This is a genomic window from Dyadobacter sp. NIV53 (assembly GCF_019711195.1).
GTDB lineage: Bacteria > Bacteroidota > Bacteroidia > Cytophagales > Spirosomataceae > Dyadobacter.
Genome location: NZ_CP081299.1, coordinates 536017 through 560084 on the forward strand (window position 1 = coordinate 536017; position 24068 = coordinate 560084).

The 24068-nt window shown below is 40.4% G+C and carries 21 protein-coding genes, 1 tRNA gene and 1 pseudogene; 4 read left to right on the top strand and 19 right to left on the bottom strand.

Features of this window, described 5'->3' with window-relative positions; translation table 11 throughout:
- Positions 1 to 67 precede the first annotated feature (67 nt).
- Complete coding sequence (locus KZC02_RS02120; protein ID WP_221392587.1) at positions 68 to 3295, top strand: TIR domain-containing protein; 3228 nt, start codon at positions 68 to 70, stop codon at positions 3293 to 3295.
- A 163-nt stretch (positions 3296 to 3458) separates the two neighbouring features.
- Here KZC02_RS02120 and KZC02_RS02125 read toward each other — a convergent pair whose 3' ends face one another.
- From KZC02_RS02125 to KZC02_RS02155, 7 genes are all read right to left on the bottom strand, one after another.
- Positions 3459 to 4871, bottom strand: coding sequence for a TRAFs-binding domain-containing protein (locus KZC02_RS02125; protein ID WP_221392588.1), 1413 nt, complete (start codon positions 4869 to 4871; stop codon positions 3459 to 3461).
- Positions 4872 to 4966: 95 nt separating this feature from the next.
- Positions 4967 to 6136, bottom strand: coding sequence for a TIR domain-containing protein (locus tag KZC02_RS02130; protein ID WP_221392589.1), 1170 nt, complete (start codon positions 6134 to 6136; stop codon positions 4967 to 4969).
- A 23-nt stretch (positions 6137 to 6159) separates the two neighbouring features.
- Positions 6160 to 6891 (bottom strand): hypothetical protein, encoded by a 732-nt coding sequence (locus KZC02_RS02135; RefSeq protein ID WP_221392590.1) that lies wholly within the window; start codon positions 6889 to 6891, stop codon positions 6160 to 6162.
- 374 nt (positions 6892 to 7265) lie between these two features.
- On the bottom strand, positions 7266 to 8495 hold the full coding sequence (locus KZC02_RS02140) for an alpha/beta hydrolase-fold protein (protein ID WP_221392591.1): 1230 nt from the start codon (positions 8493 to 8495) through the stop codon (positions 7266 to 7268).
- A gap of 174 nt (positions 8496 to 8669) precedes the next feature.
- Positions 8670 to 8743 (bottom strand) — tRNA-Asp (locus KZC02_RS02145).
- 241 nt (positions 8744 to 8984) lie between these two features.
- Positions 8985 to 9833, bottom strand: coding sequence for an aldo/keto reductase (locus KZC02_RS02150; protein WP_221392592.1), 849 nt, complete (start codon positions 9831 to 9833; stop codon positions 8985 to 8987).
- A 115-nt stretch (positions 9834 to 9948) separates the two neighbouring features.
- Entirely contained in the window at positions 9949 to 10818 is an 870-nt protein-coding gene (locus KZC02_RS02155) for an AraC family transcriptional regulator (RefSeq protein ID WP_221392593.1), read from the bottom strand.
- 137 nt (positions 10819 to 10955) lie between these two features.
- On the opposite strand from KZC02_RS02155, the gene KZC02_RS02160 reads away from it, so the two are divergent.
- A complete protein-coding gene (locus KZC02_RS02160) occupies positions 10956 to 11777 on the top strand; it encodes a phytanoyl-CoA dioxygenase family protein (protein ID WP_221392594.1) in 822 nt (273 codons plus the stop codon).
- 83 nt (positions 11778 to 11860) lie between these two features.
- On the opposite strand, the gene KZC02_RS02165 is transcribed toward KZC02_RS02160, so the two are convergent.
- The 4 genes from KZC02_RS02165 to KZC02_RS02180 form a co-directional block, all read right to left on the bottom strand.
- Positions 11861 to 12493 carry a hypothetical protein gene (locus KZC02_RS02165; RefSeq protein WP_221392595.1) on the bottom strand — a complete coding sequence of 211 codons (633 nt, stop codon included), beginning with the start codon at positions 12491 to 12493 and terminating at the stop codon, positions 11861 to 11863.
- 126 nt (positions 12494 to 12619) lie between these two features.
- On the bottom strand, positions 12620 to 13384 hold the full coding sequence (locus tag KZC02_RS02170) for a DUF72 domain-containing protein (protein ID WP_221392596.1): 765 nt from the start codon (positions 13382 to 13384) through the stop codon (positions 12620 to 12622).
- 21 nt (positions 13385 to 13405) lie between these two features.
- Complete coding sequence (locus KZC02_RS02175; protein ID WP_229253961.1) at positions 13406 to 13867, bottom strand: hypothetical protein; 462 nt, start codon at positions 13865 to 13867, stop codon at positions 13406 to 13408.
- Positions 13868 to 14214: 347 nt separating this feature from the next.
- The gene (locus KZC02_RS02180; RefSeq protein WP_221392597.1) at positions 14215 to 14787 is read right to left on the bottom strand and encodes a hypothetical protein; all 573 of its coding nucleotides are present in this window, start codon (positions 14785 to 14787) and stop codon (positions 14215 to 14217) included.
- Positions 14788 to 15028: 241 nt separating this feature from the next.
- Here KZC02_RS02180 and KZC02_RS02185 point away from each other — a divergent pair, with 241 nt between their 5' ends.
- A complete protein-coding gene (locus tag KZC02_RS02185) occupies positions 15029 to 15427 on the top strand; it encodes a hypothetical protein (RefSeq protein WP_221392598.1) in 399 nt (132 codons plus the stop codon).
- Positions 15428 to 15486: 59 nt separating this feature from the next.
- Complete coding sequence (locus KZC02_RS02190) at positions 15487 to 16188, top strand: alpha/beta hydrolase (protein WP_221392599.1); 702 nt, start codon at positions 15487 to 15489, stop codon at positions 16186 to 16188.
- 58 nt (positions 16189 to 16246) lie between these two features.
- Here the strand turns inward: KZC02_RS02190 and KZC02_RS02195 are convergent, their stop codons facing one another.
- The 8 genes and pseudogenes from KZC02_RS02195 to KZC02_RS02230 all read right to left on the bottom strand — a co-directional run bounded on the left by KZC02_RS02195 (position 16247) and on the right by KZC02_RS02230 (position 23976).
- Positions 16247 to 18679, bottom strand: coding sequence for a carboxypeptidase-like regulatory domain-containing protein (locus KZC02_RS02195; protein ID WP_221392600.1), 2433 nt, complete (start codon positions 18677 to 18679; stop codon positions 16247 to 16249).
- A gap of 34 nt (positions 18680 to 18713) precedes the next feature.
- Positions 18714 to 19112 carry an HTTM domain-containing protein gene (locus tag KZC02_RS32395; protein ID WP_221392601.1) on the bottom strand — a complete coding sequence of 133 codons (399 nt, stop codon included), beginning with the start codon at positions 19110 to 19112 and terminating at the stop codon, positions 18714 to 18716.
- Positions 19112 to 19842, bottom strand: a pseudogene (locus KZC02_RS32400) (HTTM domain-containing protein). Before KZC02_RS32400 ends, KZC02_RS32395 begins: the two are co-directional and overlap by 1 nt.
- Positions 19843 to 19862: 20 nt before the next feature.
- Positions 19863 to 20048 (bottom strand): HTTM domain-containing protein, encoded by a 186-nt coding sequence (locus KZC02_RS32405; RefSeq protein ID WP_221392603.1) that lies wholly within the window; start codon positions 20046 to 20048, stop codon positions 19863 to 19865.
- A gap of 34 nt (positions 20049 to 20082) precedes the next feature.
- Positions 20083 to 21159, bottom strand: a complete 1077-nt coding sequence (locus tag KZC02_RS02215; RefSeq protein WP_221392604.1) for an imelysin family protein — start codon at positions 21157 to 21159, stop codon at positions 20083 to 20085.
- A 61-nt stretch (positions 21160 to 21220) separates the two neighbouring features.
- Positions 21221 to 21892 carry a di-heme oxidoredictase family protein gene (locus KZC02_RS32410; protein WP_221394917.1) on the bottom strand — a complete coding sequence of 224 codons (672 nt, stop codon included), beginning with the start codon at positions 21890 to 21892 and terminating at the stop codon, positions 21221 to 21223.
- Complete coding sequence (locus tag KZC02_RS32415; protein ID WP_221392605.1) at positions 21865 to 22638, bottom strand: di-heme oxidoredictase family protein; 774 nt, start codon at positions 22636 to 22638, stop codon at positions 21865 to 21867. Before KZC02_RS32415 ends, KZC02_RS32410 begins: the two co-directional genes overlap by 28 nt.
- 147 nt (positions 22639 to 22785) lie before the next feature.
- Positions 22786 to 23976, bottom strand: coding sequence for an imelysin family protein (locus tag KZC02_RS02230; protein WP_221392606.1), 1191 nt, complete (start codon positions 23974 to 23976; stop codon positions 22786 to 22788).
- Between the last annotated feature and the right edge of the window lie 92 nt (positions 23977 to 24068).

Here is a 24068-nt window from a genome sequence, read left to right on the forward strand (position 1 = left end):
AATATTGCTACGCAGTAATGATGCTTTCACAGCCGGAGCCTAAATTGAACCCTAAATTCTTCTCAAGATGATAAACAGTTCCTATTCAACCGCAAATTCCTACCAGCCGTTAAAGGTTTTTATCTCTTATTCCCACAAAGATTTAAGTGTAAAAGAAGAACTTGTACGAGCACTTTCTTCGAATCCTGATATGGAAATCCTGTCCGACGATCTGTTGCAACCGGGTTCTGAGTGGGCAAAAGTTTTGAGCAGATTGAGGACGGACGCGGGTGTGTTTTTGTTGTTGGTATCCAGGTCTTATCTGGAATCGGAAACAGTAAGGTCTCAGGAACTTCCTGAAATTCTGGCCAAGGCAGCAGACAATTCCGCATACATTGTTCCCGTGATTTTGGAGGAGTGTAATTGGGGTGAAGAGGAATACGCGAAGTACCAGGCGGTGCCAAAATTCGGGAAGGCTGTAAACACATTCGAAAATAAAGAGGACGCTTACAACGAAATCAGCGAAGCGCTTGATTCGCTCAATCAGATCAGACAGAACAGAAAAGCACAGGACGTTATTCAAAAAGCAAAAAGAAATCAGAGCAAATCACTGGAACTGAACGGCTGCAACCTGGAAAGTATACCACGCGACCTTCTTGAAATGCCCTGGCTGACACATCTGTATCTGAATAAAAATGCGATCCGTAAAATTGAGAACCTCGAAAATCTCGTTGATCTGGAACATTTGAACCTGGCCAATAACCAGATTACAGGCATTGAAAATCTGGATAATCTGCTGAAATTGTCATATCTGGATCTGGAACGGAACAAAATATTTGAGATAAAAAACCTGGAACACTTGACAAACCTGAAAGTTTTGGGCCTGTCAACAAATTTTATTGAAAAGCTGTCAGGCATCACACAATTAACACAACTGGAAACTTTATATCTTGGCCGAAACCGGTTGAAAGAAATTGAAGAACTTGCTCATATGCCACAGCTAAGGAGAGTGGTCTTGACTGACAACAGTATCACTTCGATCAGGCCATTGTTATCATTACTGGAAAATGGAATTACGGTGGAGTTAAAATATGCATTAAAAGCCGATGAGCCCGGTTATTTTATCAAAGGAAATCCCGTATCAGATCCGCCAGTCGAAGTTATTGCTTTGGGAAATAAAGCGATACTGGACCATTTTACAAAAAGTAAAGAACATGGTGAAGAAAAACTGGAAATATTAAAGCTGATCCTGGTGGGCAACAGTGGCGTTGGTAAGACGAATTTCAGCCAGTTTCTTCGCAAGGTTAAACTGAACAAAACGCACCAATCAACGCAGATGCTCGACATCCAAACCTGGAAAGCACCATTTTTGATTTCGGAAGGCGGCGATCCGATGCGTGTCAATATTTTTGATTTCGGCGGACAGGATTACTACCACGACGCGCACCGGCTTTATTATTCTCATGATACTGCCTATGTTCTTTTATGGGATACTTCATCGAATTTTTATTCGGAGAGACAGGAGATCCTGGCTGACAGAACAGATTTGGTTTATGAGGATTATCCAATTGAATACTGGCTTGAATCAATCCAATACAACCTTTATGGAAAAGAAATTTATAATTATGGTGATGGATTGAAAGAAAAAGAGGGAAAACAGGATAATGTTGTTCCCAGCTTAAATTTGCCAGAAACAAAACCTGTGGTCCGGGATTCCGCAATTCTAGCGGATCTTTCGGCAACTGCTCCCGTACTGGTACTTCAGAATAAAATAGACCTGGGTGAAGGATTGCTTAATCAAGGTATTCTCAGGGCTAAATATCCCAATGTTACGAACTTTTTTAATATCTCCCTGACTGCTGAAAAGAATAAGCGTGTAAAAGTACTTTTTGAAGTAATGGACGCTTTCCTGAGCAAGCTAAACCTGGCAGGCCGTAGACTTGTAAGTTATCAGAATCAAATAATAGAAAAGTACCTGGAAAGTGAATGTGATTTCGAAGTACTGCCTCTCAATGAATTTAAAGAGAAATGCGCTGGTTTGATCGCACATAAGGGGATTGCTCTGGATTCTTCGGATGCAAAAACAATAGCAAGTGTACTCATGAATCTGGGTGTAGTCTATTTTGCGCAGCCGGAAAAGGACGACAATTCAAATGATGGAGTTGTGTTTACACGGATTGACCAATTGAATGAATTGATCAAAGAAATCATGAATGCTGCCAAATTGGGTAATGATAAGGGTTTATTTAAATTCAGCCAGGTAGAAAAAATTGAACATGTTGAAATTGTATTGGATTTACTCAAAAAAAATCTTTCTGTAATTGAACTCAATAAAAATGAATTCCTGGTACCTCAGTTCCTGCCTGTAAAACCGGATCCAAACGTTGAATTATTCGCCCAGGCTTTTGTCCATTGCAATGTGCGGTACATTTACAGCGCCTATTTTCATAAATCCATATTGATGTCCCTGTTTGCAAAGTTCCTCAGGCCCGCAGAAGGCACACCTGAAAGCGCAGGGATACATGGGCATTATTACTGGCGAAACGGTCTGGTATTGTCAAAAAAGGCAAATGAACGCATTCAGATGGTATTTGTCAGTTTTATAAAGGAAACGACTGCATGTAGGATAGAGATCCGGACTATGTTTCCGTTTCAGAGCACGGGCCTTGAAAAACAGATTGAAAAAGAGTTAGACGAGTTGAATATCGGGTGGACATGCAGTAAGGAATTATCCGCTAACAGTGAAGATTTCTTTCCGGTCAACGACCTGCATGCCCAGGTCAATGAAGGAAATTTCATATTCAGAAAAAACAAAAAAGCCTTTACGGTCAGTGATTTTAAGCATTTGGTGACTTTCAGCAAAGCGCCAAAAAAAATATTTATCTCCTATTCTTCCAAAAATTCTGCATTTGTTAAGCGGCTTGTTACCCATCTGGAAGTTTTGAAATCCTCGGGTATTATTGAGCCATGGTATGACCGGATGATAGAGCCGGGAACAAAATGGGATGACAGCATCAAAAAAGAGATGAATACTTCTGACGTCATTATTTTCCTGCTGACTCCCGAATTTCTTGCCACAGAATACATCATGAAAACCGAAGTTCCGATGGCGATCAATCAGGCAAAAACGTCCGGTTCCAGTTTATTCTTTATTGAAGCTTTGGCATGTAGCTGGGAGGAAACATCAATTTGGGACTATCAGCAGACCCTTGATCCCCAGAGCATTGGAAAAGAAACGATTGTTGTAAAAAAAGCAGACGACGACACGGAGTGGAAAAAGATTGTCAAATTGCTGAAAGGTGTTTTGGTAAAGTAATAAACGGCCTAATAAGGATTTTATACACTGATCAGTTTAGAATAATGCTTAAACTAAAACTCAAAAGCCGGTTGAGAACTTCTTTAATCAGTCAGATTATGCATAGCACTCCAGTCAGGTTTCCATTGGTATTTCACGTGTTTTTGCTTCCCTGCTAACAATTTCACTTGATCTGTTGCTCCATAATCTTTAAAATTTCCCAAAGCCATAATACTTCCTCCGCTCCTTTTTCAGCCTTTGCTTTGGTGTAAATTTTGTTCAGGTTTTCGTATGTTGATTTTAACATCCATTTTTCGGGATTACAGGTAAGAGACATCAGGAAATACCGTTTGGCCTTTTCTTCATTCAGTTTTAAAACCGCCAGCTCTAGGCCTGTTGCCTGCACCCAATATTCCCTTACACCTTGCTTCGCCCTGCGTTCCACAGCAAAGGTTACCAGAGGATAAAACTCATCAAATTTTTCGTGTTGTTTGCCGGAATAATACATCAGCGTAAGTGCATTAACACCCGGATAATAATCTCTTGGATCGGATTCAAATCCCTGCAAATAAGCTTCAATAGCCTGGCGGCAATATTCATCGGCCATAAAATTACCCTGATTGTCGTCCATCATTCCTTTGTAAACTGCTCCCAGCAAGCCGCTGGTCTCAGGATCAGGGCCATATTGCTTAATGATCGGTTCGAGAATTTCTATAGCCGCTTCTCTTTCCTTAATTTTATTATAAGCCAGTGCCAGTTGCTGTTTTATATAAATATTGTCTTTGAATGCAAATGTCACCAGCGGAGCCAAAAGCAGTACAATTGCGCTAAACGCATTCACACTTTTGTAAGTATCCAGTATGGTGTAAAGCAAATCATAGTTGTATTTAAGGTCGGCATTCTGATCATTTTTGATACCATTGACCTTTTCTACAATCTGATCCTGCCTGACTGAAATTAATTTTTCTCCTTCTTCTGTTGCATCTTTCCGGGACTTATCCAGCATTTTCCACTCTTTTACCAAATTAAATAGTTCCGATTTGATTGCATTTGTTTTTTGGGCTTCCGCCGCAAATGAGGCCGCGCTCTTAGCCAGACTGGTAAGATTGGGAAACTGGTAGCCGTTAATAAGCTGGCCGATCGGGCTGTCTTCTTCCGCCGGCTGGGCAAGAATATTCAATTTGATCCGGTCAGCAAGAGCCGCAATTTTACCTTCCCGGTCTTTTACCTCCCCAGCTTCGTAATCATATGGAAATGTTCGCAATGGCGCAGCGTCAAATGGTATTTTGGTAGCAACATCAAAAATGCTGACGGTGGTATAAGGTTTTAAGGCATGGCGGATACCCAGTTCGTAAAATACATTTGCATTTGCAAAACTGAGATCAGCAACCGCAAAATCACAAAACATCAGTCGCTCGTACATAGGTTTATGAATAAATCCCCCCGATTTTTCCTCATCCGCCCGAACTGGTTCCAGGCCAGCCAGAATGATAGCCGGCCGGATAAAACTCTGATAAACTTTATCAAAATCTATCTCTTTTTTGTTGCCGTCTGTTTTTGTACCAAATGGCATGAGGACGAAGCAGAGTGGTTTCATTTTGGGTACAGCATTTAGAAATAAAGGAAGATCGACATATATTAAGATCAGTAATTACTTGATTTACTGACAAATAAAAAAGTTTTTATGTTTTTTTATCCGTTTTTTAAACTTGTTGAAGAAGGTTTAATTCTAATTGATTTAATATGGTTGATTAGTGCCTTTATGCTCATGTCAAAATTTTTAGGATCAAATGCCGTCCGATTATATTGTCCATAAATTTTTTCGAATAAAGCCGATACACTCACCTCTCCGATCATGATAGGAAATATAGGGATATTGTGATTGTGCGCCATTTCCAGTTCCCAGTCTGCTATGGTCGACTGGAGAACATCATTATCCATGACGAAAATGAAAGCCCGTGCATTCATTATACTTTTTTCCAGTAATTCCTTCCATTTATCTCCCGTTCTGATTTTTTTCGTATCAACAAATGTGCTTATACCACTTTCGTTGAGGGATGCAGATATCTTCCCTACAAGTTCCTGTTGTTTTCTTTGATAACTTATAAAAACGGATCTTGGAGAATTAAAAAAACTAATATCCTGATCCACGTTCCATTCCCACTTTTTTGGTGTACCAGCATAAGATTTTCCCGCGGATACCTGCTCGGAAATGTAATCGAAAAGCTCCGAAAACGTGATTTTCCCGTCTCTGTTTGTATCGATATAATCACTCCTGAGGCCCTGCAAAATAATATTTGTAAATACACCGCCTTCTTTAGTGCCCATTGCAAGCTGATCTTCTCCGCTAGCAGTAAACGCAACCAGGCTTTTCGGCAGTCCTCTGTTGTTGTTGAAAAAGGCTCCGCTATAACAAGTGTCTGCGATAATAATAAAATTTTCACATTCCGACTTTCTAAATTGTGAAAGGATATATTCGGACTCCATACAAGTGGCATCTTTGAATTGAAAATCTGAATCTTTAAAACACAGGTAAAAAGATTTTTCTGACCCTTTGGCGGGTTCGCCCAGCACACCCATTCCCGAATAATAAAGAAATACGACATCCTTTTTACCAGCTTTCCGGCTTATCTCAGATATTGCCCGCCGGGCTTCAATTAGTGTACAATTGGACACAGCTGTGACATCAAAAGTGCTGAAATCACGATTATTAAGCAATTCGCCAAAATTCTTAATGTCTTGTTCCACACCCAGAATATCAGGGATTTCACTATGATCAAACTTTTCCACACCAATTAATAATGCATACTTTTTACCCACAATATTTTCATCCTCCGAGTGATCAGGTTGAATTAATCCCATATACTCTGTTTAAAATAGTTTGATTAAATACGATCAACAATCTCTTGTACAGCAAGTAGTATTTCATCACATTCCAACCGGATTTCAGCTTCGTGACGATTGATTGGCCCCCAATGTTTGCGAACATTTCGGAGTCCTATGGCTGCAAACTCAGCAGCGAATGCCGGGCAATCTTTTGAGAGTTGTTGAAATTCTTTGCCCGGCCCGGAACCAAAATTTTCCAGATCAGCTGGCCTGCACCTGATGTCTTCCCTGAATATCTCAACGAAACCATTTGGGTGCTGCAAATATTCATCAAAAAGTAAAGGCATAAGCAGGTTCGCACTTCCGGCATTAAAACTTGTTTGGAACATTCCAGCCTCTGCTGTTTCAGCTGTCGTGTTTGTGGCAGTTGTATCTCTGCCAGTGCAATACCTGCCTGAACTTTCACGCATGCCTAAACCGATCAGAAGCACAAATAAGTGGCGTAATGTATTGACACCTGCCGTATCGTTTTCCAAACCTATGGCCTGAAACTGTGCATTATACCAGGATAAGGCGTCTTTTAGAGGCAAGCCCGTATTTGCCTTTGCCATTTCAATAGCAAACGGGTTTTCGTTTTTCCATTTACACAGGACGTTTGCGTAGACAACAGACATGCCTTTTATGTACGATAAAGGGGCTTTTCCTCTATCTTTCCAGCGAAAATTCGAAATATCGGAATTGGCTGAAACCTGAATAATCTGGTCAATAGCAGCCGGTGTTAATTGATGCATATTATATTAAGAATAGCGGTGGATGTGCATTACATTATTAAAAAAATCAATTTTGGCAGACTCAGTGGTGCGGTATAAATAATTCATTATTCTTGCCGAATTATTACAAATGAATATAAAAAAATGTCAGAATAAACTCGCAAATGCTCATCCATAAATTTATTTAACGGTCAATGCTAAGCTGTTTTTTTGTTTTGTAGAGATTAATCTGATTTCTGATCACGCAACAATACAATACAATTACCACCTTTTAACATTTCAAGTTTACGGCTGGATTTTACCAAAACCCTGAAGCATAAAAAGCCCCGGAGAAAAACCCCGGGGCAAAAATTAACAGAAAGCCGTCAGCCAATTTCAGAATTGGAAAAATACTATTATTTACTTCGTAATTCTTCCAGTTTTTTCCTGGTCTCGGCATTCTCACTGACTGATAATGCTTTTTCGAATTGAACAATAGCTGCCTTAGTGTCTTTTTTAACTACAAGGTAATCTCCATAAGAATCATACACGTTACCACTTTCCGGATAATTGGTAATATTAAGTTTAAACAAACTTTCAGCTTTTTTCAAATGTTTGCTACTTAACGCTTCATAACCCAATGAGTTAACGAAACCTTCCGGAGGTGCTATTTTGTAGCCCAGTATTTTGGATACGCCTGTGTAATGCTTTGTAAATTTTTCCGTCAGAACGGTAGTCGTATCATTAAAGTCGCTAATCATTATTTTCATCGGATAAAAATCAAAGATGAAACGCAGCGCATCGTATTCTGCAATCAAAGGCACTGAACCGTGACTATCTTCCGGATAATATTTGCTCTTATATCTTAATCCATTTTGCGCATTAGCTTTTAAAAATTTATCCAGGTCAAATATCGAACGTATGTGGCTATTGTCCGTATTGGTATCTTTTGATAACCGTGCCAGTGTCATCCCTTCGCTCATGGTGTTTGCAATACCTAAATACATGGAAATTCCCGCGTATTTATTGCCAGAAAGCATTTTCTTAGTGGTTTTTAGAAAATTCATATGGTCGTACCACATACTCGGATCAATGCAGATATAGGAATTAAACAATCCCGGACGATTGGTCAGGGCATTCATTACGGCCAAGCCGCCAAATGAATGTCCGATTAACATTTTGTAAGGTTGGGTCGGATACAATGAGTCGATATGCGGCATGAGTTCTTTTTCAATAAAAGAAAGAAAATCAGATCCGCCGCCGCTGGTTTTAGAAAAAGTACTATCCATATAAGGCGGATCACTGTCAACATGCGTTGGCGTAAGATCCCGGGTTCGATCCGTATTTGGAATCGCTACAACAATCATTTCAGGACAAATCGTATTGCCGTTCACAGAACTCAACTGGTGGATCATACCTACCACCGATGCAAAATGCGCGTCCCCATCCAATACATAAACAACCGGATAACGTGTTTTGCCATAAGCACCAGTTGAACCGCCAGGTACATGTACCATGATCTTCCGCTTTTCACCTAAAATCTTGGACTGTACACTGTCAATTTTTCCAATTATAACCTGGTTATTAACCTGACCAATAGCCAAAAACGATATTAGCGAGAAGAATGCAATAAAAAGTATTTTCATAAAATGAGAAGGAAATTGTGATGGCATTTTTGAAAAATAAATATACTGAAATATTTATTAATGCTGACCCCGATTTGCAATTGGGGTTTCTATGGCTTAGCGTTTGCAACGCGCTCTTCACTAAACCCCTTAAACACAAAAAAAGCTCAGATTTCTCTGAGCTTTTTTGTTCTGCGGTCTGGACGGGACTCGAACCCGCGACCCCATGCGTGACAGGCATGTATTCTAACCAACTGAACTACCAAACCGTAAGTTTCGACCATCTTTCTGATTGAACGTGGTGCAAACTTAGGACATATTTTTAATATTATCCGCCACAAATTGTATTTAAATTTATATTATTTTTTATTATTCTGACTACCAATCACATACCTTCCAATAAAAATTCTTTGTTTAGGTACTTCCAGGGCAGTTTTGCAAAATTTCAAATAATAAATGCTTTTTAATGAAAGGAAGTGGTTCTATGGTGAACCACTTCCTTTCATACCATTACTTAGACAGTTGCTCAAATTCTTCCTCGCTTAGTTCAATTTCGGTTGCTTTCAAATTTTCATTCAAATGTCCGACCGATTTTGTACCCGGGATTAGTAAAATATTAGGTGAGCGTTTTAAAAGCCAGGCCAACGCAATCTGGGCTGTCGTAGCATTGTGTTTTGCGGCTATATTGTTAATTTTGTCAGCCATGGAATCGGGTCCGGATGCTAATGGAAACCATGGAATAAATGCCATTCCGCGTTGTGTTGTATAATCCAAAACATTTTCCCATTGTCTTTTGCTAAGATTGTACAGGTTTTGTACAGATACAATCGGCAATACTTTTTCAGCCTGTTCGATCTGTGCAATAGTTACTTCCGAAAGACCGACATGTTTTATTTTTCCCGCTTTCACAGCTTCGAAAACGGGTGCAAGTGTTTCTTCAACAGGGACTTTCGGATCAATCCTATGCAGCTGCCAAAGATCAATCGTGTCTACTTTTAACCGCTGTAAGCTTCCTTCGATATTCTGACGGATGAACTCAGGATCACCGTTCGGAATCCACTGGTTTGGGCCAGTCCGGTTAAATCCGCCTTTAGTCGCCACAACCACCCCGGTTGCATACGGATACAACGCATCAGCTATCAGTGTCTCGTTAAATTGCGGCCCGTAAGCTTCCGCGGTATCAATAAAATTTACTCCCGCATTCACCGCTTCCTGCAACACTTTTTTCGCATTTTCGCGGTCATCAACCTCGCCATATACGCCAAAACCTGTAAGTTGCATGGCTCCATAACCCAGGCGGTTTATTTCCAGATCGTTGCCTAACTTAAATGTCAGAGCTTTTTGTGTTGTTTCCATCATTTACTGTTAAATTAAAATTCGTAATTTTTTATACCAGAAAAGAGCATAAAAATCAAGCCTGAAAGAGCAATTTTTGTCTACTTACTGATTCCTAACACATTTTTTTCAAGTAAGCTTACAAACCGGTCAGAAATTTTTTTCTATAACCCAGCGGACTGATTTTCATTCTTCTTTTAAACAACTTATAAAAGTGTGAAACATCGCCGAAACCACTTTCCAAGGCAATTTCAGCAACTGCTTTATCCGTAGCCAGTAACTGCTGTACGGCGAAATTGATGCGATAATCTATGACGGTTTCAACAAATGTCTTGTTTGTAATTCTCCTGAAATATTTACAAAATGCATTGGGCGACATATTAACAATGGCGGCTACGGTATTCAGTGAAATTTCGTTCTGAAAATTATCCACAATATATCCCAAGGAGGCATTTATCCGCTCTATGTTATTATTAGATTGCCGGGCCACGGTACCATCCAGATCCAGTAAAATATAATCTTTTGATACTGATAAATTTTCAAGAATATCAAGCAGCATAATCATCTTGCAAAAACCGTTTTCTTCCTGCGCCAGCAACGCCATTTTAGTATTTATTTCAACAGCAGTCTGATTGATAAATCTAACTCCGCAGGCACTCAATTTTAATAAATTGGAAATATTTACCAATTCAGGCCGGCTAAAAAATTCCGGCCCAAGAAAGCTTTTCTCAAACTGCACAACAATTGATTTTACGGGGGTCTTATTTAAAGCTATTTCATCAGATTTCCAGGAATGTGGTAAATCTGAGCCAAGAAAAACCAGATCTCCGGAATTAAAATCTTCCATATTTTTACCCACATATCTTTTCCCATTTCCGTTAACAATCAGTGTAAGCTCAAATTCCGGATGAAAATGGTAGGGAACGGTGAACTTGTCCAGAATAAAAGTATTGACAAGAAATGAAGTATTGGATTGTGGATTAAGATTTTCAAAAAGCGCTTTTATCATTGCTTATATTATTCAGAAAAAACATATCTGTTCAAAAATAGATAATATACTCCATAAAAAATCCATTTTTAGCCTAACTACTGCTGGTAAAACGACCGAAATTTGCACCTGATTATTCCTAAACCATAACTTAAAACATGCCAGCGACTTTAACTGATCCGGAATTGGCTGATTATAAAACATTATCAGCTGATGAAATTGATAGTTTCAGAAAGAATGGACATGTGACAATCTCCAATATCCTCGACCAAAACGAGGTGTCGCATTACCGAAGCATAATTAATGATGCGACGACAAAATTCAATACCGAAAAACGTAAGCTGGAAGAAAGAGATACATATGGAAAGGCTTTTTTACAAATTACAAATTTGTGGGAAGTTGATCAGCATGTAAAAAATTTCACACTAGCGAAACGTTTCGGGAAAATTGCAGCCGATTTATTGGGTGTCGAAAACGTCAGGATCTATCATGACCAGGCTTTGTATAAAGAGCCCGGCGGAGGATTTACTCCCTGGCATCAGGATCAGTATTATTGGCCATTGAACACCAATAAAACGGTTACCATGTGGATGCCTCTCATTGACATTACCGAAGAAATGGGAATGCTCACTTTTGCATCCGGCTCGCATCAAAGTGGTTTTGTGGAAAATATGGCCATTTCTGATGAGTCGGAAGCAACTCTGGAAAGGTTTATTAATGAGAAAGGCTTTAAAGTTTCAAGGTCAAAATCAATGAAGGCTGGTGATGCTACCTGGCATTATGGCTGGACCTTGCATTCTGCTCCAGGTAACAAGTCTACGGAAACTATGCGGGAAGTAATGACGATTATTTTTATGGCTGAGGATGCTGAAATTACGGAGCCAGTCAACAAACATCAGGAAGCCGACCGTCAGCGCTGGCTGGGAGGCTTACCACCGGATTGCCCGGCTGCATCAGAACTGAATCCACTTGTATTGTAACGCAAAAAAACGAAAAAGAGCCAAATTTCTCTAAATCAGAAATTTGGCTCTTTTTAAAGTAACCCTTAATAATTAACGATTGACTAGTTGTTCCTCTTGGTAGCACGGTTGCTTTCATTACCTGTAACGCCCGTTTTATTTTTCGTATTCCGCTCACTTGACCCGCTGCCGTCTTTAACACCCTCTGCAGGTTTTATAGCAGAACCTTTATAATTTGACGCTCCCTTTTGTTTATCTACAACTACGGCACCTGGTTTTAACTTGCCATCAGCCACAGCCGCACCGCCTTGGCCAATTCCTCCTGCGGCAGCACGAGACGGAGCCGCAGAACCGGCTGACTTTGAATCAGATTTCCCACCAACATTCTTACCGGTTCCGGATCCGGTTATGGGTTTCGTTGATTTATTTGTTGCCGCCGATGCTCCTTTTGGATTGTTTCCGGCTTCCCCGCCAATGCTGGCTTTCGTTCCGCTTTCTCCACCCGGATTAGTCCTTGAACCTGCATTTGTAGCTCTTCCCTTTGGTGAGGCTGTATTACTTGTTTTGCTGTTTGGATCATGGGTTCCATCCGTGGTTTTTTTATTACCTACTGTGCTTCCCTGGCTTTTATCAGTAGACGCTCCGTTTGGATTTGTCGAAATTGTAGTACTTTGTGCATACGCAGCTCCTGATAAAATCAGAAAAATAATTCCTGCATTAATGATGACCTTTTTCATTTTGATTTTTATAATGTTGAATAAAATGATCACTGTTAAGATTATTCAGTTGATAAATAACTATTCCAGACTTATACGTTTTGACAATGTATATTTGAAAAAATCAGTATGAAATTCTAATTTTAATTAAGCAGTTAGTAGGGTGACGAAATTATTCAAAGTCTGTAAATTTTTAATTGCGTCGCCCATTGTGTTGTTAAAATATACATAGACCGTTTTTCCCTCAGCACTCCAGTCCTGTATGTATTGTGCATATTCGTGCAGGAAATCCTCGCTATAACTTCCTTTATAGTCCCCATCCGGGCCGTGAAATCTGAGGTATATATTTTCTCTGGTGTCCATTATTGGTGTAGCGGATGAAGGTTTATCATGAATTACCAGATCCATTTTATAATCACCTAGCAAGTCGGTCATTTCTTCATGATACCAGCTTATATGCCGGAATTCCAGAAACACCTTCCATTGCCTGGCGCTGTTAGCTTCATTGATATCAATTAATAATTTTTCCAGTTGCCCGATTTTATTGATTTTAAGACTTGGGGGAAACTGTACCAACAGGCAACCCTTCTTGTTACCAGCCAGATCTATTGTCCGGATAAAACGATCCACATCTTCGGCTTTAAAAGTAAGGCCTTTTGCATGTGTAATTTCCCTCCATAATTTGAAAGTAAACCGAAATTCATCCGGAACGCTTTCAGCCCATTTCTGCACAGTAGCTGCCATCGGGACTTTATAAAACGAACTGTTTATTTCAATACTGTTAAATAACGAAGCATAATAAGCCAGTCTGCTCTTATCCTGAAATTCCGGCGGGTACATTTGTTTGTTGGGTACAGGAAGTACCAGCCCGCTCGTCCCTGCATATACCAATGCTGGCTTATTATGATCCATTTATCAATTGGTTTTCCTGATTTATTTTAAATGCTTTCTCAACTCTTTGATTGTAAGTGCAGTTACCAATCCACCGAAAAGGTACCAGGCAACCGTCAGTATTTTTGTCTTGTCTGTTCTGGTTACAGGAGCATCACTTAATCCCATCGGTTTGGTTAGCGTCAAGGCACCTGCTCCGGCGACCAAACCATAACCAGCACCGCGTAAAAGCAGATGTTTCTTTTTGCCCATACCTATTAAACTGTAATATAATGCATTGCTTAATATGTCTCCTGCCAGTGTAGCGGCATATAAAGCGTTTCCTTGAAGTGGCTGTACCCCAACACCTTTTGCAATTTTTGTTAACGCTTCCTCTCCTACCAAATCCACTCTTGGCGCATTATGGTCAAGGTGTTTAATACTTTCATGTAAAATATTAAGCGCAACAGCTCCTGCCAGTCCTCCGGCAATATTGGTTATTCCATTCATTGTTTTGTCTATCATTTTGAGATGAAATATTTGTCAGTTAACAAAACTATACCATGCTTTTAATGTTTGATTCAGAATGGAAAAGTTGGGGATATTAATGCAGATTGAAATTACAAATAGAAACACCTATTGACCAATGTTCCCAATGGTGTCATCCAATTATTTTGAAGAAGATTTTTTGATTCCGAAATCAAAATATGCACAAGCCTCATATATTTCCTGAATTTAGGAAAGAATTTTACAAATAATAAATTTCGAATTAGTGTTAAAGAATCCCAAAATCTGACAAAAAAATCCGGTCGTTTTATGTAAAACTGACCGGACAAGGGAACATTAAATAGTAAGATTTTATATTAATAAAACTATTTTTGACCATCTGGTTTCTTACTGTTCATTTTTTTAGAACCTTTTACTTTCTTGTCATTAGTGCTGCCGGATTGTGTTGCGGAAACATTGCTGCTATCCGGAGCCTGTGTTGCGCTTCCCGCAGTGCCCGTTGCCAGCGGCCAAGCGGAAGTACCTTGCGAACTATTCCCCTGCGATTGCGTTTGCGTAGTATTTTCACTAGTCGATGGGCTTTGTGACAGATTCGAACTTCCTTGTGTATCGGCCTTTTGTGTTGAATTTACATTGCCTGCCTGATTTTTATTTTTTAAGGTGTCACCAGCCGGAGCCTGCGTTGTGCTACCCGCAGTGCCTGTTGCCATTGGCCAAGCGGACGTTCCCTGTGCGCTGTTCCCCTGCGACTGCGTTGTATTCTCAGTAGTTCCGGTACTTTGAGAGTCATTGTTTTGCTGACTGCTGCCGGGTTGTACAGGAGTTACACTCTGGGTACTTGTAGTTGTAGACTTTGTTGTATTGGTATTGGACTGTGCAAATACCGTTGCAGATGTAACCAATAAAAAAACACCTGCGCCTGTTACTAACTTTTTCATAAGATTCGAATATTTTATAAATGTATAGAATTTTTATGTCTTTTTGTGTAAACACTACAAGAATTATTCCAGTAAATAATTCTCCATCTCAATATTCATATGCAAGGCAGAATCGGGAACCTGCTTACAACAAATTTGATATACATCTGTAAGGAAATTAAATTAAACAATGTAACCGGTCATCCTAAATATTAGATTTCACGTAGGTATCCCTGAAAATCTAAAAACTAACATTCAACGTATGAAATTGAAATCATTAAAAAATCAGGCAAAGACCTCTAAATATTTAAAGGGCGCTTTTGCTGGTATACTGGCCTGCGGCCTGTTATCAGCTTGCGGCGGATCTTCGGATAAAGGCTCACAAACCGATTCGCTGACAACTGAAAAAGATACAGCTGCTGCTATAAAATCTGTGAAGCCATTGGGCGAAGCTCCGGCCTGGGCACCAGATATAAAACCTGAAATGCAGGCAGTTATAGAAAAACTGATGAGCTACAAGGATGCGCCTATTCCAAATCTTACTGCACAAGAAGCCCGGAAAAACCATACTCCGACTAACGCTGTGATGGATTTGATCAAGGAAAATAATATTCCGGTCCCTGCGCCGATGGTCGACACAACCGGAAAAAAATTCCGGTAAAAGGCGGCAACATTCATGCAAGAATTTATACACCAAAAACCGGTTCGGCGTCATTTCCTGTGATCGTTTATTTCCATGGCGGTGGTTTTGTGATTGCTGATTTGGATGTTTATGATGCATCTGCCAGGGGACTAGCCGAACAGACAGGTGCCGTTGTGGTTTCTGTTGCCTACCGTCTGGCTCCCGAACATAAATTCCCAACTGCGCATGAAGATGCTTATGCAGCTTATCTGTGGACACTGAAAAATGTCGAATCCTTAAAAGGTGACCCTAAAATGATAGCCGTTGCCGGGGAAAGTGCAGGTGGAAACCTGGCCGCCAATGTAAGTATGATGGCTAGGGACAAAGGGGTTGCAATTCCGGTACACCAGCTGCTGGTATACCCGGTATCCGGTTCTGATATGAATACAGAATCATATCAAAAGTATGCTGCGGCCAAACCACTGGACAAACCAATGATGGAATGGTTTGTAAAAAACTACCTGAATAACATGGGAGAAGCAAAAGATCCAAGAATTAGTTTGGTCAATGCGAATCTGAAAGGGCTCCCGAATACCACGATTATTTTAGCAGAAATTGATCCGCTCCAAAGTGAAGGTGAATTATTGGGAGAAAAATTGAAGGCAGCCGGCGTTAAAATTGAAAGCAAACTTTTCTCAGGTGTGACACATGAATTTTTTGGCATGTCAGCTTTGGTTCCGGAAGCAAAAGATGCTCAGGCATTTGCCACAGACGAACTGAAAAAAGCTTTTAAAAAATAGATTAAGCAAAATGTTTTTTTCCTGCCCGTTCAACGCTGAAAAGATGTTGGACGGGCATTTATAATTTAAGGCCGACTGTCAGGTAAGCCGTTGTACCATCACTTGGAATAATACCGGGACCAGGGAAACCCAGAGCTCTTCTGGTAAAATATTTTTCATTCAGTACGTTATTCACACTCAGGCTGAAACTCAATTTCTTCAACTGATAATTGGCAGTCCAATCAACCAGTTTATAAGCCAGGATCTCACCTACCAGGCCATCCGAGGTATGCAGGGAATTGTATGCATCGGTATACTGCTCACTCGTATATGCAAGCTGAAGTGTCGTCCCAAAGCGACCTTTTTTATAAGTCAAGCCAGCGCGTGTAATCATTTTTGGCGCAAATTCTACCTGTTTGCCTACAATGAGCGTCGTCAACAATGGATTGAGCGCTTTGGTATAAGCTGCATCGGTGTATGCAACACTGGCAAAAAATGACAGATCACCAGTAGATTCAGACATTCCTGCGAAACGGAAGAAATTAACTTCGCCGTAAGCTTCCACACCTCTGCTTCTCGACCTGCCCACATTGGTGCGATAACGGATCACTTCCAAACCATCGTCACTTGCTTTCCGGATGATACCGATACGGTTGTTATAATCCAGATAATATGAACTCAGGTCGAAATTAAGCCAGTTTTTAAATTGTCCCCTGAATCCCAGATCAGCATTGAACCCGGTCACATCTTTCAGATTGGGGTCCACCTGAAAGTTTGGTGTACGAACCTGGATATCGGAATAATTAACCGGGCTGTAATTTTGGGAAATATTAAAATAGATTTCCGATTTAGGAGAAATAGCATGATTGACCCCAATTCCGAACAATGGAAATGAACGCGTTTTCTGTTCCCTGCCTTCCACAATGGCATTCGTTTCGGCAGCTACGCTGTATCCTTTTGAATTTGTATTGATATATTCCAATCGAAAACCAGGTGTAATGCTCCATTTTTCATTCAACCACAAAACATTTTCAGCAAAAAAGGCAAGATTATGCGATGGAAATAAATAATCAAATTCATCGACTTTTTCCGAATCGGGAAAGTTGAAATTAGCGTCTTTTCCCTCAAAACCAGAACCCTGCATTTTATGGGTATTTCCCTGAAAATAACGTGCACCAGCTAAAAAGGAAGAAACTTTTCCGGCCAGTTTGTAACGGTGAAGTAACCGGATTTCAGTCCCCCAATTGTTGTAATGGTCATACGTTAGTTGCCTGCGGTTTGTCGTATCCGTTTTGTCCCGCAGCGGATTAATGATATTACCAATGGAACCGCGCTGTGCGATAAGCCCGTAAGTTCTCAGGTTCAATTTGGTTTTTTCCGTGATCTGATAATCTGCGTGAAAAGCAGGAATCAACCATTTTGCCTTAAACCAGTTTCCATTCCGGTAACTGGCTCTTGGATTTTCTTCAAACTGTACGTCTGTCAAGCCACCCGGTTGTTTCATCAGATAATCCATCATGGTCAGTTCCGCACCAATTTTCAGTTTTGACGCAACATCCCAGGATAATGCGGCATAGCCGGTATTGAGATTAAAATTAGTATTGTCCCGCCAGCCATCACCTTGTTTATGCTGGTAAAATGCATAGTAATTTAGCTTTCCAATTTGTCCGCCTATGGCATTAAAAGAATTAAAAAGGCCATAAGTGCCCAACGTCTGCCGACTATCCAATTCGAATTTTTTATCAGAATTTCCTTTCCTAAACTGGAAATTAAGCAAACCCCCGAACTGGGTTCCATATTGCAATGAAGCAGCACCACGAACAATTTCAATGCGGCTGATTGCTTCTGCCGGCGGTGTATAATAACTTTCCGGATAACCGATAGGGTCTGCCGAAATATCGTAGCCATTCTGCCGGGAATTAAATTCAGTAGTCCGGTTTGGGTTCAAACCACGTGTGGCAACACCCAGCTGAATTCCATAAGAATCATTTTCAACAATGTTCACGCCCGGAACACGTGCATATATCTGGCGTGCATTGTTGGTCGCTAAATTTGCATTAAGTCCCTGTAAAACAATAACTTCATTTTTCTTACCAGCATATATCGCCATATTTTCAACATCAGCCAGCCGGCGCAGTCCGTTAATATCCTGTTTCTGATCAATCACGTCAAGTTCTTTCAACTGCCGGGTGACGGAGCTTAATACAAAATCAACCGACAAATCTGTTTCTGAAATTTCAACGATCTGATTAACAGAAGCATAACCAAGAGAAGAAACTATAAAAGTATGTTTGCCAGGTTTATGTTCAAATGAATATTGGCCCAATGAATCCGCCACAAAACTTAGTTTCGAGCTTTTTACAAGAATCCGGGCGTAGGGAATACCATAGTTGCCAGAATCAGTAATTTTCCCCGAAACCACTATATTTTGAGCAGATACTGTTGCCAGCAAAGCATGAATCAAAATGAGAACAAAAGATGCAATTCCTTTTTGTAAAATATTTTTTCCCACGTATGTCTAATTAAATTGAATTAAGATTTTACACTTAGTTTTTCCATGTTGTAATCCATTTTTTAGCGGTAAAACTGTCTTGTTCCTTGGCAAGATCTACCTCAGGATCAATTAATAAATTACTTTGGTGGCCATTTACAGAAGCGTAACAAACAGCCCGGATTTCAGTTTCTCCTACCCCCGATTTGACATAATGGTCGTGGAGCATATGCGCAAACTGTATGATCATATCTGGCTGAAAACTACATTGCCTGGCCTGAATTCTGGTCAGAAACTGAGCTGGTTTTACCGTAAATTGTTTGCCTGTTTCCATCACTTTAACTTCATATTCCAAAGAAGCATTTTTTTCCATCAGCATAATATTCCACGAAAAGCGGAAACCCTGCTCATGCCAGAGTACATTGCCCGCATACAAATGACTCCGAAAAGGCATCAGTAGCTGAAGGAAAAAAACAACACTAAAAATGCGATTGTTTTAGCATAACTACGGATTGGCAGTATGGTTGAAACCTGAAAATTCCTCCATTTTCCAAACAGAAAGTTCAATACTTGTTGATGGAAAGATGCAGGGAAAAAAATGAGCGCCGTACAGATCATCATCCATGGAAACATCCCGATAAAAAACAGGAAATGAGTCATGATGTGAAATAGTACAATGATGCCGTACATGTAAATCCTGGTTTTACTGAAACTTAATAAAAAGGGTGCGCCAAGATCAAAAAACAACGCAAACCAGCTTAATAAAAAAGCTACCCAGGCTTCGGACAATAAGGATCCGATAAGGGGAAAATCCTGATTAGCTGACAACCATATACGTAAAGGCTGCGCTTCAAAAAGCCAGTCGTAACGAAGTTTGGCAATTCCACCGAAAAAGTAAACCAATCCAACCTGTATGCGCAAAGCCCATAACATCCAGTAAGGAATTCTGCTTAAACGGCTGGACTTGAAGATGTAGTTATCCAAAGAAAAACTTCCGTTCATAGGCAAAAAACACATCAGCAATGCCAGTAAACTGACCTGATAATAATGGTTCAGATAAACACTTTTGTCAAGCAGTTCAACATAAGTAAAAAGCAAAAAAAGGAAATAATTGCAAAGCGGCAGAACAACCCGAAAGTGATCAGAAGCGAAAGGATAACAAGCAAATAAAATACCCAGTGCATGTAAGGATCAGGCAATGGACTTAGCCATTCAAAGCCGTAAAACGGAAAAAAAATTGGGGTTTGACGTAAAAATCAGTAATCCAGCCACGAAGGATAAACCGCATTTCAGACACAAAAAGCAGGAGTCCAAATACAATCCGAAAGAAAGCAAGTGATTCACTTCCAACAAGTTTACTTCCTTCCAAACTAAGTTTATTTGCAAACATACTTTCCACTCTTAACGCTTAACTTTCAACATATTTAGTCTCCGTCATTGTCACTGAAAGTCAGCAGCACACCCAGGTTATTGATCATGTCCACCTCCATCATTACCTGCAATTTCTTCACTTCGTCGTACGCGGCACTTACCAGGCTGGTTTGACTTGTAACGGCTGTGCTCAGTGGCGATGTGATCAGGTCCAGTTTAGTATGCACCAGGGCAAACTGATTTTTGATCCTGGTACTCAGCAACTCACTGCCTGACTTAGCCCCGGCATTATCCAGAATATCGTCAAAACCTGCACCGCTGGCTCCACTCAGGCTTGTTCCGTTAAATGTATTCTCAATGGATTGCAGTTCAGCCTTCATGAGAACCATTGACGCATTGCTAAACGGGGCATCAACCAGGCCAGGCTGTGGTGTTCCGCTGTTTCTTTTTCCAAGCGGCGCTCCCAGACGTTCATCTTTAATAGTATAAATCAAATCAATCATTTTATTGGAAAGCATACCAAAAGACGAATTGATATCCCTACCATCAGCGGTAATGAAAGTTTTCAGGTAATTATCTCCATCTGCTTTCCATTTTGACAGGATTGTCGTTGATTGTGTTTCAAGATTAACACAAAGCGCTTTCAGATATGCTATCCTGTTTGTTGCGCCTGCGCCACTAAAACCGGATATGACCGCCGCGTTACCACTGCTATTAAAAATGATATATTCAATAGTCGGAATTCCTTTTACATTGGCACCAAGGCCTTCTATATAGGCATTGTTAATGGGCGCAGTTGGCTGGCTTATTGCCTTTTCAATACTGGTATAGTTTGTTGGGGTAAAATAAATACCTGATGAAAGAAAATCATTCTCAATTGGTCCTTGTGTAAATAAGGAGGCCATTTTCCAGGCTTTAGCTGTATTAAGCCAGGCGGCCTGCAATGCCGAAAGTTTTTGTTCACTCTGAACATCAGCAGTATACGCATCTGCTGCAACTGTCAAAGTCTTGGAATTGGCCAGAAATGCTTCAAAAGAGGGAATAATAATGTTATTCCCTACATTAGTCAACATGGCGACACGGTCTGTGCTATCCGCCGGATCAGGATTATCCTTTGAAGAACACGCCATTATAATGGCATTTATGGAAAGGAAATAAATTATTTTTTTGAACATATTCTTTTTGGTCTTACTATAAGGAATCAATAAATTTAAGCAGCGCATCACGGTCAGATCTAGAAAAGTTCATAAAAACCTGTTTCGATTTTTCTGCTTCTCCACCGTGCCACAAAATAGCTTCTTCCGTATTTCTTGCACGCCCGTCGTGCAGTAAAGTGGTGTGTTTATTCACGGTTTTCACCAAACCAATTCCCCATAGCGGTGCCGTACGCCATTCAGTACCAGTTGCTTCATAATCAGGGCGGTTGTCAGCGAGTCCATCTCCCATATCATGCAAAAGCAGATCGGTGTATGGACGGATTGTTTGCGCAGAAAGATAGGACGGAGAATCGGATTTTCCGGTTACCATTTTTGCAATATGACAGCCCGAACAGTTAGCTTGCAGAAACAGTGTTTTTCCGTTAACTACCTCTTTGTCTGCCCAGTTTCTTCGACCAGGAACGGCTAACGCTTTGATATAGAACACTACATCCTGAAATATTTTATCTTCAATTTCTGGTGAACCTCCATTTGATAAAGTACCATACTTTGTTTTTTGCCCTTCGGTAAAGTTTTCACTTTGAAACAAGGAAGAGGTTATACTAAGATCACCATTAAAAGCAGCAGCTGTTTGCTGTTCTACCGTAGACTGGTTTGCCTTCCAGCCAAAACGGCCGATTACTTTTTTTGTGTTTTGAAATCCCAGACATAGTTGGGCCTTCCCGAAATACCATCCCCGTTCTGATCATTCACATCTGCAAATGACAAAATGGTAGTTTCTGATACAGCTTCCAGGTGGCCGGTACCCGACATTAGTGTTGAAATCCTGGGAGAGATCAAGGTGCCCGACATTGGCCCGTATTTCAGATTTGAAAAAATATAGGTTGGTTTTCTTATTGAAAAACTTTTGCCATCCGGGTAACTACCCGGTACTTCCTGGTAATTCACAGCCACATCACCTTCTGCTACAACGCCGATAATTGCACGCGGATTAAACTGTTCACCATAATTGGGATCATGGATCGGCTCGCCATGTTGCCCTTTTCCCGGGACAGACAAGCGGAATAATAAAGAAGACGTTACAGACTGATCTGTATTAACAGGCATTCCTTTCCCATCCTGAAAATGGCAGGCAGAACAGGAAGTTGCATTAAAAAACGGCCCTAATCCATCCCTTGCACTGGTTGACGAAGGAGCTGTAACCCAGTTATTTCTGTTAAAGGAATTCCCAATCACAAACTGGTCCACTTCATCGGTGGTCAGCCCAAGCAGGGAATTTCCGAATGCATTGGCTGTCTGGTCGAAAACAGTACCATCCTTCCCTCCTGAATAAGCCTCATCCGTATCTGTTACGACTTCGGATTCCACATCAGGAGAATTACACTGACTAAAAAACGCCATTCCCGCAATCCAAATGAAAAGTGAGATTAAACGCTTGTAACTGATATTCACTGGCAATATTATTAATTTTTTATTTCGTCGTCTTCCTGATTTTCTGATAGGGAAAGAAGTCAACTTTTAAAAAGTTGACTTCTTTTTTTCAATAAGCAAACATCTTTCAATTAATGCTGGCTTCTTTACCCGGTACAAAAGTACCTTTTAATTACTTTCAGGAATAGTCAGACTAACACCAATCGCATTTGCAGCAACAGTAAGCTGGTCGGCTTGGGTACGTAAGGCAGTAATAGCAGCTTTAAATAAATCCGGGCTTGTTGTTACCGACTGATCAACCGGAGCAGGAATGGCATTGATAGCTGCAACTGATGCATCCAGTTTTGCAATCATGGCCGTATTTACGGCTGCGTCTTTCGCTTTCACCAGATCGTCTAGCCCAGGGCCATCGAAAACTGTACCGTCAGTACGCGTATATTTTCCAACATACACATTGTATATGCCGGCTTCATCATATATAAAGTCATTTTTTGTATTGTCTGAAAAACAGGAATGTTCATCTTCCTGATCCTTGTTTTCGAGTAATACTGTCATACGTTCGCCGGAAAGTTCACCTTTTGTCAGTTTGCCCATCCCGTTCAGTATATTCATTAAAGAATTATCCACGTTTGCAGAAGAAGTGAAATCAACGCGATAAGCGCCTGTCGTTCCCCATTGTGCTGTTACAGCTTCTAGATCTTTTACCAATAAATCGGTTACAATTTTCAGGTACTGGCCTCTTCTTGCCTGATTTAAACCGGTACCACCAACTACATAATCCGTGTATGCGCGTTTACCCGGGCTATCTGCATAAAGATCCTGTCCCCATAGCAAAAACTCAATGGCATGAAAACCAACTTTTACATCAGTATCTCCATTTTTCTCATTATCGCTCAGCAAAACAGCTTCAGTAATTGCCGGATAACCAGTCAGATCGTTGATCACTCCCAAATTTAAAATGGTATCTGCACCGGCATTTGTTTTGGCAGCCACATAGTCAATGTAGGATTCGTCAAGTGGCCATGCATTGATCAGCCCTTCAAAATTATCAGCAGCATTATCAATCGGGCCATCATAAAAACGAAAAGCTTCTGTCTGCAGATAAGGAACGCGGCTTTTGAGCCATGCCGTTTTACAATCAGCCAAACCTTGTGCAGTTGGATTTAAAACAAATGCATTCACCTGGGTTTGTAATGCTTTTGCAAGTGTAGTGGCATCCTGATAATTTGCCAGAGCAAGGCCTGCATAGTTTTCTACGACCTGCTGGCGAAGCGGATCCACTTTTGTTATATCGTCATCGTCAGAGTCGCATGATGCCAGGAATCCGAGCATTAAAACTGGTAAAATAAATTTTTTCATATGTATCCTTCTAATTTTTAATTTGAATCATTCTTAACAAAGGTAATAATTTAAGATTATTTGGATTTGTTTTAATTAAAAATTAATGTATC